This window comes from Xanthomonas hyacinthi (assembly GCF_009769165.1).
GTDB classification, from domain to species: Bacteria; Pseudomonadota; Gammaproteobacteria; order Xanthomonadales; family Xanthomonadaceae; genus Xanthomonas_A; species Xanthomonas_A hyacinthi.
Genome location: NZ_CP043476.1, coordinates 1,500,911 through 1,515,946 on the forward strand (window position 1 = coordinate 1,500,911; position 15,036 = coordinate 1,515,946).

Sequence of the window (15,036 nt, forward strand, 5' to 3'; positions counted from 1 at the left end):
AGAGAGAGGTCCTTTTTGGACGGAGTTGATCGATGCAAGACAAGCAGCGGGAGTGGTCTGCGCATGTGCAGGCATGGCAGTCCAGCGGCGACACTCAAGCGGCTTACTGCAGGGCGCATGGGGTGTCCTTGGCCAGCTTCGGCTACTGGCGGGGCAAGTTGATCGGGCCGGTGCAGCCGGCGTCGGCGGTGGTGCTGCCGATCCGGGTCGCCCCGGCGGTGCAGGAGGCGCGTGTGGAGATCGGTCTGCCCGGCGGCATCGTGCTGCACGTGGCAGCCGCCGATCCGGCTTGGCTGGCCGGCCTGCTGCGTTTGCTGGGCGCATGCTGAGCCTGGTAACCATCCATCATGGCGTTCCCAGTGGGCAACAGCGCTTCTATTGACTTCAATCTTGGATGCCAAACGTTCCTGAGACAGGCTAGATAGACGTCTGGCATGAGGAATTCTATCTGCATGCAACGACAATTCAGATGATGCCATATTAATCCTCCCTATGCTTACTTGTTGCCACCATGGCTATGAATTTAATCTTCTAATAATCTACTACCAGCGCAGGAAATTCTTTAAAATTTGCAATAATAATAATTAACCTGGACCAGAGCTGCAATATATTCCAGTACCACGACTATTTTCACCGGATTGCTTTTTTGTCCCGGAAAACGAAATTAATATAATCGAGAATGGTTGTGGAGGAACCCGCGCTTATCGTGGCGTACACAAATACACGGCCTGCAAGAAACCTAAGTAGAACGATAGTTATTACACTGAAGATCAGCGCCAGGATTACGTCTAGCGTAGGAACAGCGCCATTCAGTAGTCTAACAGGCATCGCGGCCATCGATGATGGAGGAAAGATAGAGAGAAATTCAAGGAACTCGCTTTGCGGATGCTTTGCGCCAGTCAATGAAATGAGTAGAAATGATATTGGAAGAATTGGCAATGTGTTTCGTATAGCTGACTGCTCACTTGGAAGGATGGCGGCAATTAAGGCGAAAAAACAATTCCAAAAACACAATCCCAGTACGCATATCAATACAAGGAGCCCCACTATGCTCGATTGCGCCAGAAGATCGACGACAACAGATAGTTGAACAAAGCCCATCACTACTGCGGCCAGCGACGTGTAGATCGCATAAGTGACGATGGTCTTAAGGCCATGCAGCGTTGCGGCAATGATCTTCCCGTCTAGCCATGTTTGTGCTGGGAGCGCGGTCAGTACCATCTCACTGATGCGACCAAATTTCTCACCTGCGATACCCTGCACCAGCATTGAGAGGCAGCCGATGACGCCCAGCATAGTCAGTACAATAAAGCCAATGGCGAACCCATAAACTGATGCTGTCTTGGGTCTAAAGGCGGAGTCGATATAAGCTAGATCAAAATTCACGGGCTCGTTGATCCGCTCGTAAGCCGGCATGGAAAGCCCGGCAGTCTGGATGCGCAGATTACGCTGATGAGCTTGCATGAGTTCTTGAAATTCATCGGTCCAATTGGGTGATCTGTGCACCAAAAGCGTATAACCAGATGATCCGTGATCAGTAGCTTCTAGCAGGATGCCATCGAGTTGATCGCCCTTCAGTTCAAGTTTCTTTCGTTCAAGGTCCCTCGGAGAGATGGGTTCGAAATGAAAGCGGCCATCGCCGTTAGCGAGCGGAAGACCTTGTATCGAGGTGGCGATCCGCACCGGCGCTTTCGACCCTGCGTTCAAAATCGCCTCGCCGCCGAAGCGCAACGCAGCCAAGAGCATAAGGATCAAAAGACTAATTACTTCGCCGCGAAAATCAAAGAAACGCAGGAATTCGAACTTCGCAACCGACCATACTCTTGAGTCGTTCATTGGGAACTCTTGGAAGATTGCGGAGAATCTTTGACCACCGAAAGATACCTCTGATGTAGATCTTCTTTAATGATGCCAATGTCACGCACGTCAGCGCGTGCAGCAATGGTTGAAAGTCTAGAGTAAAATTCGCTTGGCGTCGCAACCTGCAGGCGTAGCGTCAAGTTGCCAGGATTGGCTGAAACGACCTCAGAAGCATCCCAGTGGTCGGAATTTTCTGGCTCTATATCGTCATTAAAGAAGATCTGCACTGCTCTGATAGCAGGATGGATTTGTGCCTGGCCATTGTCAGGAGGGGAGTCGCTTACTATCTGGCCCTGCTTTATTATCAGAATATGATCTGAGATCCGCTGCACCAATGAGAGCTGGTGCGCCGAAAGTAGAATTCCAACTCCAAGTTGACACTGCTGGTGCAATAATGTGGAAACGGCCTCTTGGTTTACTGGGTCAAGGCCGGAAAACGGCTCGTCCAAGATGAGATATCGTGGCTGGTGGATCAGGCAGCAAGCTAGTTGCAATTTTTGCTGGTTACCCTTGGAAAGAGTGCTGACCTTTTCACTTCTCTTTCCGCTCAATTCAAATTTATCCAACCAATGGCGTGATGCTGACTTCGAATCGGCTTTAGACATTCCTCGTATACGGCCCCAGTATTCGAGAACATCGCCAATACGAACGTCCTGGTACAAGCCACGCTCTTCCGGGAGAAAGCCGACATCCTCCCTCCTCACCTCTCGGATTGCGCTGGAGTCTTGAATCACGACACTGCCAGAGTCTGGCCGTAAAAGACCGACAATCATCCTGAAAGTGGAAGACTTTCCCGCTCCGTTAGGACCGATAAGTGAGAGAATTTGCCCGCCTTTAACGCTCAAGCTAACGTCACTGACGGCAGGAAAATTCCCGAATTTTTTCGACATGTTGAGCACCCTCAACATGTCGTGCCACCTAGGCCGACCGAGGGTGGAGAGATTAACTTCTCAAGGTCCGCGGTATATATACGGGACCATTCCCTCAGAAACGCTGGATCTGTATCGCCAATCCCGGCATATATCTCCAGCGCCTCTTCTGCAGAAGTCTTGGCTGATGCAAACGCATGGTAGGCGCACATGCGAACTCGTTCGAGCGGATGTTTTCGGCCGATTTTCTCTAAAATGCCTTGGGACTCGCTGTCGGTGTGAGCTGCGAGTATGTGGAAGAGTGGCGCTGCGCCAATGCGATTTATGACCCCGGAGATTGAGCCCTTGTCGATGTCGAAGGCATACTGGTCCATAACGCTGGACCTCATCGTATTCTCCATGATATTCAGCGAGATGGAGAATTTGTCGGCCGGTAGCTGGTTATGGATATCTGTAAAAGCCCGGTAAAGCATTACCTTTCCGGCCTCAAGGCGAGTTCTTTCAACGAACTTGAGATCAGCATCTTCGCCCTTGTAGCCAATTTTATCTTTGTACTCATATTCGTAATAATCACTCCAATATCCAGGGCCGTGATATCCCACCGTCATGAAATTGAAGTTGTGATCATGTGGCTTATAGTAGAAAAAAGGATCTGTACCGCTGACTTTCATGATCTATTCGTTCTCGCTTGCCCACAAGCAAGCACGAATGAAGAACGACTGCCCGCGTCGTTGGGGGCCGTATAGCATGAAGACCTGCGGAGAGTAAGAGTTACTTGGTTGTATAGATCGATAATCTCCCAGCTCCTTGCATATCATTTCGGCAAGGAATGTGCGGTTATTTCCGAGTGCCTTCAGTGCTGGAGCGACTTCGACGAACGAATCATGATCGGTCGGATCGAAACGATCCTGATGGAGTTTTTCGACTAGTGCTTCGAGATCAGAGGTTGGCTGGTCTTCGGTATCGATCACTAGTGGCATTGCTGGGCCTTCGAAAGAATTTCAAGAGATTTTTTTGCAACTTCCCTAACCTGCGGATGTACGTCGTTTGACGCAAGTCTCACTAAGTGAGGCTTTGCAACAGCCATGTCTAAGGCTAGCGCTTCTCGCATGACGTGCCATCTGACGAAATGATCCGGGTGATCGAGGAGCTCAATTAGCGTAGAAATTCCCTTGCTGAAGCCGAGTTCACGAACCGTGGTTACTAATAGCTGCGCTCGTGAAGACATAACACTTGCTGACGAACAGGAAAACAAGCTGCCGTCATCTGTCCTATAGTGTGCTGAGACGGACGTGCGAGGGCGCCTGCGGGTGATCAATACCATGAGCACAGAGCTAATGCAGTGCTTGATAGACAGGCCATGGCGCCCTCCCTCCAAGAACACACTTTCTCCACGTACAGGATTTATATAAGGCAAAGGGACGGCTGTTTGATTGCCGAGTGCTGTGGCCGAACCAAAAGGCTCAGCGTGCCAGAGCTCAATTGTTGCGTCACCTGGCGAGATGAATTTCATCAGAGTATCGTTGCCCTGAACGGTGACACTCTTTTTATTCTTGGCTAGATTCTTGGCCTGTTTTAAAGAAATTACAACGGGCGGGAGGGCTAGAACAGAAATATTTACGTGTGGGTTTGAATAAAAAACCACGCCGTAGAACGCTTCACTTTCGAGGAATTGCGTCGCAATTGTGTGAATCGACGATTGATTGAATCTGCTGGATTCCTCTTGAATAAATTCCTTGATGAGATCAGGCGTGAAGAGCGCGCTGATTTTCCTAAGGCTGAGCTCTACTTCGTTCGCACTTATTTCTTCGGACAGGGCAGAAGAAATCATGTCGATCTTTTCAGGCAGCCCGGTCTCGACGAATCGATCATCAAAGCGATTCCCGGCGCCATTGAGGGTGAAGAAGATCTTCTGCGTCTCCAAGTCGTTTGCCATTATTTGGGTCTGATCAGAATTCTTCACGATTAATTCTGCCTCCGACTTGGTTGGCATTATGGAAAAATTTATCGACGGATAGGAATATAGAAAAGCTGCATAGAAAAGCTGCAAGACGGCATCTTCAGAAGACTTTCGGGCCGGTCGATCAAGCTTAAACAGTGGGCAGGATTTCCCCTGCCCACTGCTCATAGGTCGCAACGTGCGTCAGCTGCTCGCGGGATGGATGCCGCGGTTGATCAAGATGCCAGCTGCGACACCGACACCTGCGCAGACAGGCCCCGTACTCTCGTCAAGTGCGCAGCTACCGATCAGACCCACGTCGTAGGGTAGGCAGGGAAGATCGTTGATGTTATTCATTTCGTGTACTCCCTGTACACGTTAGTGGGGCAGAACCGCGATGACGATTGCTACAGCGATAGTGACCGGCTCAATCGTGGACTCAAGCATCGATGAACCGTGGACAGCAACGTCAAAAGGAAGCGACGGAAAAATGGAAGTGATGGGGCCGAGCATCGTGATCTCCTTAAATCCCGATGAGAAGCCATATCAGGCTTACAAGCCTGAGTACGGCCAGCTAGTCGACGGCATGGGTTTTCGTTAACATCCCTGTCGACGTTCCCGACCCTATCATGAATCGCCCAGGGTTGTGTAGACACTCAGGACCCGGCAGACAACATCCAAGTGCAACACCTTACCGAGTAGGGTGTTGGAATGAGAAATCAGTACAGTCATTTGAGTGCGGAGGAGCAATACGGACATTGCAGGTCGATGAAGGTGCGCATACCGGACATGATCTTGGCCTGTGAAGCGCAGCGGTGGGCTCGGCGGATCGGCACGTCGTAGGCGGTGCCCGGGCTGGGTTCCAACTGAAGGAGGGAGAGACGTTCTGAACGATCGTCCTGAACGATCGTCGAAACCGGGCCCAAGCGGTCGCCTGAGTGCGACGGCAGCGCGACGCAGCAGCGGCTGCCGTCCGACATGGCTGTCGGCGGCAGCCGCGACCGGCGTTGCCGATCAGCGCGTCGGCGACTGCGCCTGGGTGCGCTGCGGGTCCTGGGTCTGTTCCTGCGCCTGCGCCTGCCGCTGGGTTTCGGCCGCAAACTGTTGCTGGCTCTGCTCCAGCGGCACCGTCGCAGCCTGCTGCCGGTCCACGTAGGTGCGGTTCACATCGTGCGGGTTGTTCGGGTTGCGCTCCACCGCGATCAGGCCCTTGCCGTCGGTGCTGTGCACTAGGTCGTCGATGCGCGACATGCCGTTGACCCTGGCTTCGAACGCGACCTGGCCAGCCGCGCGCTGCATCTCCTCGCGGCTGCCGAAACCGCCGTTCGGCCCCTGCTTCTCCAGTTGCTTGACCGCCTGATCGAACATCGGATTGTCGTGGCGCAACTGGTCGACGCCCTGCTGCCGTTGCAGGCTCTTGTCGATGGAGGCGAGCGTCTCCGGGCCGGCCTTGCCGTCCACGCCCTTGAGCCGGTGGTCCTGCTGGAATTTCTCCACCGCCGCTTCGGTCTTCGGACCGTAGCTGCCGATGGCGTCCTTCGCGTCCAGGTAGCCGAGCGTGGACAGCTTCTCCTGCAGGTCCTTCACCGCCACGCCTTGCGCGTTGCGCTTGAGCACGCCGTCGCCGTTGTCCGCGTGCGGGCCGTTGCCGCCATGCGACTTGCCCGGTTGCGACGCACGCTCGCGGCTGTCGTGCTGCTCGCCGGTCCTGGTGACCGTCTTGTCCTGGTCGGCCAGCTTGAACAGGTCCGCCTTTTCGTTTTCGGCGCGGTTCTGCAGCGAGTCGAGGGTCCTCTGCTTCTCCACCCGCGGGAACAGTCCCTTGACGTGCTCGGCCTTGTAGTCCTGCACCGCGCCGACGATGTCCTTGTCGGAAAGCTTGGCCAGGTCGTAGTCCTTGCCGAACTTCGCTTCCATTCCCTTCAGGAACACGCCCGAGCCGCCCGGCTTCTTGTCGCTGCCGGGGCCGTACTGGACCGCGGTGCTCCACAGCGCATCCTGCACCGCCGGACCACGCTCGGACAGGTCCAGGCCCTTGTCCTTGAGCCGATCGACCAGCTTGTCGTAGTGCGTGCGCTTGATGTAGTCGTGCTGTTCCTGCGCGAAGCTGTCGTCGGTGTTGGCCAGGTCCTTCCACTTCGCGCTGAACTCGGCCGAGCCGGGCTTCAGGCCGGCGAAGTCGTCGGCGTACCTGCTGTCCTTCACGAAGGCGGCGACGGTCCCTCCCACGATGACCGTGCCTTCCTTGGTCTTGACCTGGGAGGTCATCTGATAGGAACCGTAGGACACGCCACCCGGATCGTCGATGCCGGAGGACACCGTGCTCGCGCCGCGTCCGCCGGTCTCGTAATGCTTCGAGGTCTGACCCAGTTCCCAATCCTTGTCGCTCATCGTCCATCTCCTTGTCTGAAAAGTTGCGTTGCAAAAACCATTGCAGGAATCAGCGCGCTTCCAGTTCGTCCGCGCGCTTGGCCGTCATGTCGAGACGGCATTCGGCGGCGTCCACGCGCCCCGCCTGCCCGCTGTCGGGATCGTAGAAACACTTCTCGTCGCGATCGGCGATCCACTTGCGCTGCTGCTCGCGCAACGCGTTCTTTTCCGCATCGCCCAGCTTGGCCATCAACGCCTTGTAGACGGTGTTCAGGCGGCCATCCTGGTATGCGTATTCGGTCTCGATGCAGTCCTGCATCGTCGGGGTCACGCCTGCGGCGGCGCTGATGCATGCGTCGTAGGACGGTCGTAGCACGGGAGTCTCTCCTGAAGTGTGTAAGGGCGCGGCGGCAGCAGGCGCCTGGGTGGATTGCGCACCTGCCGGTTGCGCATTCGCCGCAAGCGCATCGCCCGCGGGTGGCGCCGACGCCGGCGTGGCCGCTGGCGCAGTTGCAGCGGCGGCCGCAGCCGGCGCCGGAGCGGAAGATCCGCCGTTACACGCCGCGGTCAAGCCGCATAGCGCGAGCAGGCAGGAAACATGAAGAACCTTGACGATGGCCACTGTTGGAATTCGCCTTGTGGTGATGCATGTAAGGGAGGGCAGTTCTAAACGATCATCGAAACCGTGTCCACCGGATCGTCGGATCGCGACGTCACCGCTTCACGTCCGTTCAAACGACGCAGACAGGCTGCCGACGGCATCTTGAAAACAGCCGCGAAACGCCCTCACTGTCGGAACGACTTCAGGGCGACGCGCAAGCCCGGAACATCGCAGCCAAAACAGGTCCTGTGAAACACGCTCCCGTCCGCGAATCCACTTCGGAGGCACGATCGGCCACTTCGCGCACAACACCCAACCGCCGACACGGGCGTCGGTAGACGGAGGAGCCATGCAGCTTCGAGTACGCGTCGGACGCCAGCCCGATCGATGATCGAACCGGCATCGGCTGCCATCCGACACGCCTGACGGCGGCAGCCGATGCCGGCGACACGGATCAGCGCGTCTGCGACTGCGTCTGGGTGCGCTGATCCTGGGTCTGCTCCTGCGCCTGCCGCTGGGTTTCCGCCGCCAATTGCTGCTGGCTCTGCTCCAGCGGCACCGTCGCGGCATGCTGCTTGTCCACGTAGGCGCGGTTCACGTCGTGCGGGTTGTTCGGATTGCGCTCCACCGCGATCAGGCCCTTGCCGTCGGTGCTGTGCACCACGTCGTCGATGCGCGACATGCCGCCCACCTTGGCCTCGAACGCCACCTGCCCGGCCGCACGCTGCATTTCCTCGCGGCTGTTGAAGCCGCCGTTCGGCCCCTGCTTCTGCAGCTGCTCCAGCGCCTGCTTGAACAGCGGATTTTCGGCGCGCTGCGCCTCAGCCACGGCCGGGTTGGCGAGCTTGGCTTCGGCACCGCCCTTGCTCTGCGCCTGCAGCTTGCTCAGCGCATCGAGGGTGATCTTGTCGGCGACGCCGGTCGGCTCGATGCCCTTCTCGCGCTGCAGGTTGGCCACCACTTCCTTGGTCTTGTCGCCGTAGTAGCCGGTGCCGCTCAGCAGCTTGCCGCTGTTGTCCTTGATGCCGAGCTCGATCAGGCCCTGCTGCATCGCCTTCACGTCGGGGCCCTGCTCGCCCGGCTTCAGCGACGTGCGCGTCTCATGGCCTTGGCTGTGGTCCTGCGACTGCGTCTGCTGCTTGTCCTGCAGCAGGTCGCGCGCCTTGGCCAGCGGATCGGACGCGAACAGCTTGGCGTTCTTGTGGCCGGCCAGATAGTCGTCCAACGGCATGGTGTTCACGCCCTTGCTGCCGCTGGACTGGCTGACCTGCAGTTCGCCGCTCTTGGGATCGCGCACCACCATCAGGATGTGGTCGATGCCCTTCCAGTGCTCGTGCTTGGTGTTGCCGGCATCCACACCGATGACCATGCCTTCCTTCAGCGCGCCCGGCTTGAACACGTCCTGGCCCTGCAACAGCACACCGGAACTGTCGAACGCCTTCTTGACGATGCCGCCGGAACCGTTCATGCCTTGCGACAGCATGTCCTCGCGGCCGAACACGGTATGGCCGGCCTTCTGGTTGATTTCCCGCATCGTGGCGTTCTGCAGTTCGGACACCCAGCCGGAGCAATCGATGTAACCCTGCTCCAGGTGCTTGCCGTCCACGCCGGGGTGGTAGAGCTTGTGGCCCTTGATATTGATCGCGTACTGCACGTCGTCGTACTTGACGCCCATCGCGTGCGCGGCGGTGAGCTGGATGCCGTCGTGCTCGCCCTGCTGCTTGGCGGCGGCGGGCGTGGCCTGCGCGGCCGCCTGGGGCGCCTGCGTGCGCTGCTCGGCGTGCTGGCCCGGCGTCGCCTGGGCCTGGCCTTCGGCGACCGGCTTGATGCCCTTTTCCGGGATCGCGATGTGGTCGAACTTGGTGTCCCAGTATTTCAGGAAGGTCTTGGCCATGTCCTGGTCGGACATCTTCTTGAACTCGGCCAGCGAAGATCCGGTGTAGGCCTCGAACTGCTTGGCCCCGGCCGCATCCTTTTCGCGCGGCACGTTGTTGAGGATGTTCGGGCGCGTGTCTTCGCGCGCGAAGCTGCCGCTGGCGACCGCGGCCTGGATCGAGCGGTAGCCGCCGGCACCCTGCTGGTGCGCCATGTACATGTCCAGGCCATCGGGCTGCGGCTTGCCGGACAGGTACGGACGGTGGTCCTTGTCGTGCTGCCGGGTCAGCGAATGCTGGTTGTCCTGGTACAGCCGCGCCGCGGCGTCGGTATTGGCCACCGCATCCAGTTCGCGGCCGCTGATGCCGTAGGCCGCTGCGGTGCCGGGGGTGAACTGGAACAGGCCCTTGGCGCTGTTCGGGCCGCGGCTGGCCTGCTCGTCGAACTTGCCGCCGGTTTCGATATAGGCGAAACGCATGAAATCGTCGACCGGAATGTGGCGTTCCTTGGCCTCACGCTCGATGATGTCGAGGTTCTCGGCCTTCGTATAATCGCGTGCCATCTCGTGTTACTCCTTGAGGTTGATATACAGCGGCCTGCGCCGCCAAGGTCAACCGAGCTCGTCCGTGAGCTTGTTAGTGCGCGGTCAACAAAACTGTTCGGGACTGCGGGAATTGCGGGTGGTGCGGTGTTGCTGCCTTATCCGCCGTGTTTCGGCAGATACTGTCCGCTCGCCTGGTCGTACGCATAGAGCACCGCATCGGATGCATCGAGCATGCGTGCCCTGCCGGGACCGGCGACCGCGGTGCCGCTCAGCGTCACCTGCACGGCCGGCATCGGTTCGCCCGGCACCGGCTGGAAGCTCAGCGTGCCGATGCTGGAAACGTGCGGGACGACGCCTTCTTCGTCGCTGCTGGCCTCGTTGTCCTCGCCAGCCGCCACCGTTCCCCGATACACCCAGCCCTGGTAGTCGCCCAGGTCGTTCCTGTTCGGGTCGAAGGTGAACAGGGCGAAGCCGGCACTGGTGACACCGTTGCCGAAGCTGGAGGTCGGCACCGCCAGCAGCAGGTGGCCGTTGTCCAGGACCTGATGCTGCGGCTTGCGCGTGGCGTCGAGCGCATCGGCACGCTCGTAAGCGCCGAAGGTGCCGACGTACTGCTGCGCATGCAACAGCATCCACGGCCGCTCGCTGCCCGGCGCGGTCAACAGGAACGTGGCCTGGCTGATGGACACGCCCTCGCCCGGATCCGGAAAGGTTTCCGCCTCGTCGTTGCCGTACTTGTTCGGCGTGGCGTAGGCGAAGCCGGTGTAATAGTGCTTGCCGCCCAGATCGAAGTGCTGGCCGTGCCAGAAGCTGGCCACGGCGCCGTTGTCGATTTCGTACGAGATGGCGCCATCGCCGTCGAGACCGTAGATCAGATACAGCACGCTGCCCGGATACGGCGGCGCCTCGGTTGCGACGGCAAGCTTGTTGTCATTGGACATGTGCAGAACATCCTGTATTCGTTGAAGAAGCCGGAAAACACTCCTGAAAATCCCGACACGCCACGCCGCCGTATCCGGATGCCGCCATCGTGCGCATCGCAGACACGGCGCGACCCGCGGAGACGCAGATCTCCTCGCAGGCGTGGCTTCGGACAGAGTAAGGTGGATTGCAATCCGGCCCCAAAGCAGGGGCGGTGATGGCGGTCGCGCATGGCGAACCGCAAGCCGGCGATCCACTCCGGCATTTCGGGCGAGTGCAGCATCCATTGCCGCTCGCGAATGACTCGCCTGATCATCAGGCCCCGTGCGCGCATCTTACCCAGTTCCCGCGCCCGAAACCAGCCGGTCCGGCCGGTCCGGTCCGCGCCGTGTGCCGGCCCGCAAGAGGCCGGCACGCGGGGTACTCAGCGGTCCAGCGGCGGCGTGTACCGGTGCTTGGCCGCATCGTAGGTATAGGTGACCACGTCGGCGGCGCCCAGGCTGCGGACCTTGCCGGGGCCGGCGATGGCGGTGCCGCTCATGGCCACGCGCAGGCTCGGCACCGGCCCGCTGCCGGGCTCGAAGCTCAGCGTGCCGGTGCTGGACGCGCACTTCATGGTGCCCTCGTCGTCGCAGGCCGCGCCGTTGTCTTCGCCGGTGGCCACGGTGCCCAGGTAGACCCAGCCCTTGTAGTCGCCCAGGTCGTTCTTGTTCGGGTCGAACGTGAACACGGCGAAGCCCGAGCTGGTGATGCCATCGGCGAAGTGCGTGGTCGGCAGCGCCAGCAGCAGGTGGCCGTCCTTGGTCTGGGTACTCTGCGGCTTGCGCTTCTGGTCCAGCGCGTCGGCCTTCTCGTTGCCGCCGAAATCGCCGGCCCATTGCTGCGCGTGGAACAGCGTCCAGACCGGCTTGCCGTCCGCATTGTCGAGCACGTAGGTGGCCTGGCTGATGCTGACGCCGACGGCGGGATCCGGCGTCGTCTCTTCCTCGGATTTGCCGTACTTCTCCGGACCCGCGTTGGCGAAGCCGGTGTAGTACTGCTTGCCGCCGAGGTCGAAGCGGTAGCCGTACCAGAAGCTGGCCACCGCGCCGTTGTCGATCGTGTAGGACGCCGATCCGTCGCCCTTCAACCCATAGATATCGGCGAGCACCTGCCCGGGTGCCGGCACCTCGACGCCGACCGGCTCGGGTTGCGTGGCCGCGGACGTGGGTGCAGGCGCGGCGGCAGCGGTCGCCGCGGGTTGCGCTTGCGTGCCTGCCGGCGCGGTGTCGGCGGCCTTGTCCGTGCAACCGCCGAGCAACAGGAGCGTTGCCGCCCACAGGGCTGTCTTTGCGAGCCTCATCACTGCGTCCTTTGGAGTTCTTGGCGCGCTCATGCTACCAAGAACGCGTTGGATCCAATGGATGTCCCGCCGCAGGTCGATGCGGCGGCACAGGCGTGGCCACCTGCATGCAGTGTCGGACGACCCAGCAGCGCTACGGCACGTCCTGTTCCAGCGCCGGAGTCGGCTGCGGCCGCGCCTGCGCCGGCTGGGTCAAGGCATGGAGAATGCGCAGGTCTTCGGCATCGAACGCGGTGGCATCGTTGCCGCGGTAATGGTGATGGAAGGCGCGCAGCGTGGCCGCGCGGTCGTCGATCGGATAGCCGATCAGCGCCAGCGCCTGCCACGGGTCGAAACCGGGCGGTGCCGGCGGCGTGTCCGCGGCGGGCCAGCGGCCGAAACCGGCCTCGGCCAGGCGCTTCCACGGAAACAGCGGACCCGGATCGACCTTGCGCGTGGGCGCGAAGTCCTCGTGCCCCACCACCTGCGTGCGCGGGATGCGCAGCCGCGTGCACAGGTCCTCCAGCAACAGCAGCAGGCTGTCGATCTGCGCCTGTGCGAACGGGGTCTTGCCGTCGTTGTCCAGCTCGATGCCGATCGAGGCGGAATTGATGTCGGTGATCCTGCCCCAGCGCCCGGCGCCGCCGTGCCAGGCGCGGCGCTCGTCGCTGACCAATTGGTAGCGCTTGCCGTCGCGGCCGATCAGGTAATGCGCGCTGACCTTGCCCTTGCTGTTGTGCGAACGCAGCGTATCCAGGCTGCGCTGCACCGAGTCCTGGTCGGTGTAGTGGATCACGATCAGGATCGGCCGGCGCAGATCCTGGTTCGGCGACGGCACCCACTCGGCCAGCGGATTGCGCTGCGGCGCGTGCGCGCAGGCACCGAGCAGGGCGACGAGCGCCAGCGGTGCCAGCCAGCGAGTGCGGGGCGATGCGGGTGTGGGGAAGGGTTGGGTCATGGGGAGATTCCAGGGCATCTGGCAAGTGAACAGCAATCGCATGCAACAGGAGTATCAGAAGTTGGGTGAACTGGATTGTTGTTGGAGGAACTGTGGGAGGGACTTCAGTCCCGACGGGCTTCACCGCTGAAGCGTCGGGACTGAAGTCCCTCCCACAAGAACGGGACAAGGCCCCACCCGCACGAATTGCAGATCGGCATAGTCGTAGCTGAAATCCGCGTTCGGATCGACATGCGCCAGTTTCATCCGTTGCGCGCCGTCGGCGCCTGCAGCGAAGTCCAGCCACGGCTCGGCATCGACGCTGGCATCGTCCCAGTCCACCAGCCAACGCGCGCCGACCTGCATGACCTGACCGCGCAGCAGCGGCGACTTGCGCGCCTGGAAGCGCAACACTCCCTGTTGCGGGCATAGCGCGACCTCGCCGAACCACGGATCGCGCCACACGCCTTGCCGGTCGCGCGACGCGGCGATGGCCGCCGGCACGCGCGCAGACGTATCGACCGCGGCAGATGCCGTGTCGGCCGGCTGCGCACGCGCGCGTTCGAGCAGCGTCGCGTAGTGCACGACATCCAGCGCACCCTCGCCGGGACGGGTGAACTGCTTGAGCAGCGCCTCGCCCAAGGTGGTGCGCATTTCGCTCCCCTCGCCGTTGCTGAGAATGACGAAGCCGCTGCGTCGATCCGGCAGCAACACCAGCGCCGAATACATGCCCATCAAGGTGCCGGTATGCGCGACCTGCCACTGCCCGTCCACATCGGAGAGGCGCCAACCGTAGCCATAGCCGTACAGGCGCGTGCCGTCCCAGTCGCGCATCTGCGCGGAGATCGGCATCGGCGTGTGCAGCGTCCATAGCGCCTGGCGCTGCGCCGGCGACAGCCAGGGCACGGCATCATTGCCGGGCGATAGCCAGGCGCGCATCCAGGCCAGCATGTCGTCGAGACTGCAACGCACGCCGCCGGCCGCCATCGACGCAGAATCCGCAATCCGCGCCGGGTCCGCGCGCACCACCACGTTGGCCTCGCCCTGACGCATATGCGGCTGGGCGACGTTGCCGACCGCATCGCGGTCCCAGGCGCCGACCTGGCAACGCTGCATGCCCAGCGGCGCGAATACCTGCTCGCGCAACAGTTGCTCGTAGGGCTTGCCGCCGGCGCGCGCCGCCACCTCGCCGGCGACCACGTACAGCAGGTTGTCGTAGGCGTAGTGCGCACGGAAGCTGTGGGTCGGCTTGAGGTAGGCCAGCCCGGCGATGATGTCGGCGCGGTTGAACGCATTGGGTTCCGGCCACAGCATCAGATCGCCGGCGCCCAGGCCCAGGCCGCTGTTGTGGATCAGCAGGTCGCGCACCTGGATGTTGCGGGTGACCCACGGGTCGTACATGCGGAACTGCGGCAGGTACCTGGTCACCGGGTCGTCCCAGCGCAGCTTGCCGGCATCGACCAAGCGCGCCAGCAAGGCGGTGGTCATCGGCTTGCTGTTGGAGGCGATCTTGAACAGCGTCTTGCCATCGATGTGCTCGCCGCTGCCGGCGCGCAGCTCGCCGGCGCTGCGCGCATAGACCACCTCGCCGTTCTCGATCACGCCGACGGCCAGCCCCGGCAGCCGGTAGTGCGTCATCGCCTGCTCGAACAGGCGGTCGAGTTCGGCGCGCGGCGGCGGCGCGTCAGCAGCGCCGGGCGCCGCCGCCGCGAACGCCGGCAACGTCAGACAAATCGCGAGCAGGCAGCTGCGCATGCGCCGTGCGCTTGCAACGCGGCGCGATGGCATCCGCGGCCGTG

Annotated in this window: 15 protein-coding genes; 2 read left to right on the forward strand and 13 right to left on the reverse strand. The window is 60.8% G+C overall.

What is annotated here, in order from left to right; genetic code table 11:
- Positions 1–32: 32 nt before the first annotated feature.
- Positions 33–329 (forward strand): IS66 family insertion sequence element accessory protein TnpA, encoded by a 297-nt coding sequence (tnpA, locus tag FZ025_RS06785; protein WP_046979959.1) that lies wholly within the window; start codon positions 33–35, stop codon positions 327–329.
- 301 nt (positions 330–630) lie between these two features.
- On the opposite strand, the gene FZ025_RS06790 is transcribed toward tnpA, so the two are convergent.
- Genes FZ025_RS06790 through FZ025_RS06810 form a run of 5 tightly spaced genes read right to left on the reverse strand, consistent with a single transcriptional unit; the run spans position 631 to position 4,779 of the window.
- A complete protein-coding gene (locus FZ025_RS06790) occupies positions 631–1,836 on the reverse strand; it encodes an ABC transporter permease (RefSeq protein WP_046979960.1) in 1,206 nt (401 codons plus the stop codon).
- Positions 1,833–2,768 carry an ABC transporter ATP-binding protein gene (locus FZ025_RS06795; protein ID WP_104558535.1) on the reverse strand — a complete coding sequence of 312 codons (936 nt, stop codon included), beginning with the start codon at positions 2,766–2,768 and terminating at the stop codon, positions 1,833–1,835. Before FZ025_RS06795 ends, FZ025_RS06790 begins: the two co-directional genes overlap by 4 nt.
- The gene (locus FZ025_RS06800; RefSeq protein ID WP_053057279.1) at positions 2,762–3,400 is read right to left on the reverse strand and encodes a hypothetical protein; all 639 of its coding nucleotides are present in this window, start codon (positions 3,398–3,400) and stop codon (positions 2,762–2,764) included. Before FZ025_RS06800 ends, FZ025_RS06795 begins: the two co-directional genes overlap by 7 nt.
- Before the next feature lie 3 nt (positions 3,401–3,403).
- Entirely contained in the window at positions 3,404–3,700 is a 297-nt protein-coding gene (locus FZ025_RS06805; protein WP_146093550.1) for a hypothetical protein, read from the reverse strand.
- Positions 3,700–4,779 (reverse strand): HEAT repeat domain-containing protein, encoded by a 1,080-nt coding sequence (locus tag FZ025_RS06810; RefSeq protein WP_158185532.1) that lies wholly within the window; start codon positions 4,777–4,779, stop codon positions 3,700–3,702. Before FZ025_RS06810 ends, FZ025_RS06805 begins: the two co-directional genes overlap by 1 nt.
- A gap of 286 nt (positions 4,780–5,065) precedes the next feature.
- Between FZ025_RS06810 and FZ025_RS06815 the strand changes: the two genes are divergently transcribed.
- Positions 5,066–5,269 carry a hypothetical protein gene (locus FZ025_RS06815; protein ID WP_146093548.1) on the forward strand — a complete coding sequence of 68 codons (204 nt, stop codon included), beginning with the start codon at positions 5,066–5,068 and terminating at the stop codon, positions 5,267–5,269.
- Positions 5,270–5,396: 127 nt separating this feature from the next.
- Here FZ025_RS06815 and FZ025_RS06820 read toward each other — a convergent pair whose 3' ends face one another.
- The 8 genes from FZ025_RS06820 to FZ025_RS06855 form a co-directional block, all read right to left on the reverse strand.
- The gene (locus FZ025_RS06820; protein WP_146093547.1) at positions 5,397–5,648 is read right to left on the reverse strand and encodes a hypothetical protein; all 252 of its coding nucleotides are present in this window, start codon (positions 5,646–5,648) and stop codon (positions 5,397–5,399) included.
- 34 nt (positions 5,649–5,682) lie between these two features.
- Complete coding sequence (locus tag FZ025_RS06825) at positions 5,683–7,059, reverse strand: peptidoglycan-binding domain-containing protein (protein WP_046979962.1); 1,377 nt, start codon at positions 7,057–7,059, stop codon at positions 5,683–5,685.
- 49 nt (positions 7,060–7,108) lie between these two features.
- On the reverse strand, positions 7,109–7,414 hold the full coding sequence (locus tag FZ025_RS06830) for a lysozyme inhibitor LprI family protein (RefSeq protein WP_046979963.1): 306 nt from the start codon (positions 7,412–7,414) through the stop codon (positions 7,109–7,111).
- Between the two features lie 679 nt (positions 7,415–8,093).
- A complete protein-coding gene (locus FZ025_RS06835; RefSeq protein WP_046979964.1) occupies positions 8,094–10,076 on the reverse strand; it encodes a peptidoglycan-binding protein in 1,983 nt (660 codons plus the stop codon).
- A gap of 137 nt (positions 10,077–10,213) precedes the next feature.
- Positions 10,214–10,999 (reverse strand): hypothetical protein, encoded by a 786-nt coding sequence (locus FZ025_RS06840; RefSeq protein ID WP_046979965.1) that lies wholly within the window; start codon positions 10,997–10,999, stop codon positions 10,214–10,216.
- 404 nt (positions 11,000–11,403) lie between these two features.
- Positions 11,404–12,321: a hypothetical protein gene (locus FZ025_RS06845; RefSeq protein WP_046979966.1), complete on the reverse strand. Its 918-nt coding sequence runs from the start codon at positions 12,319–12,321 to the stop codon at positions 11,404–11,406.
- Between the two features lie 133 nt (positions 12,322–12,454).
- Positions 12,455–13,258, reverse strand: coding sequence for an N-acetylmuramoyl-L-alanine amidase (locus tag FZ025_RS06850; RefSeq protein WP_046979967.1), 804 nt, complete (start codon positions 13,256–13,258; stop codon positions 12,455–12,457).
- 120 nt (positions 13,259–13,378) lie between these two features.
- The gene (locus tag FZ025_RS06855; RefSeq protein WP_046979968.1) at positions 13,379–14,992 is read right to left on the reverse strand and encodes a serine hydrolase domain-containing protein; all 1,614 of its coding nucleotides are present in this window, start codon (positions 14,990–14,992) and stop codon (positions 13,379–13,381) included.
- Positions 14,993–15,036 lie beyond the last annotated feature (44 nt).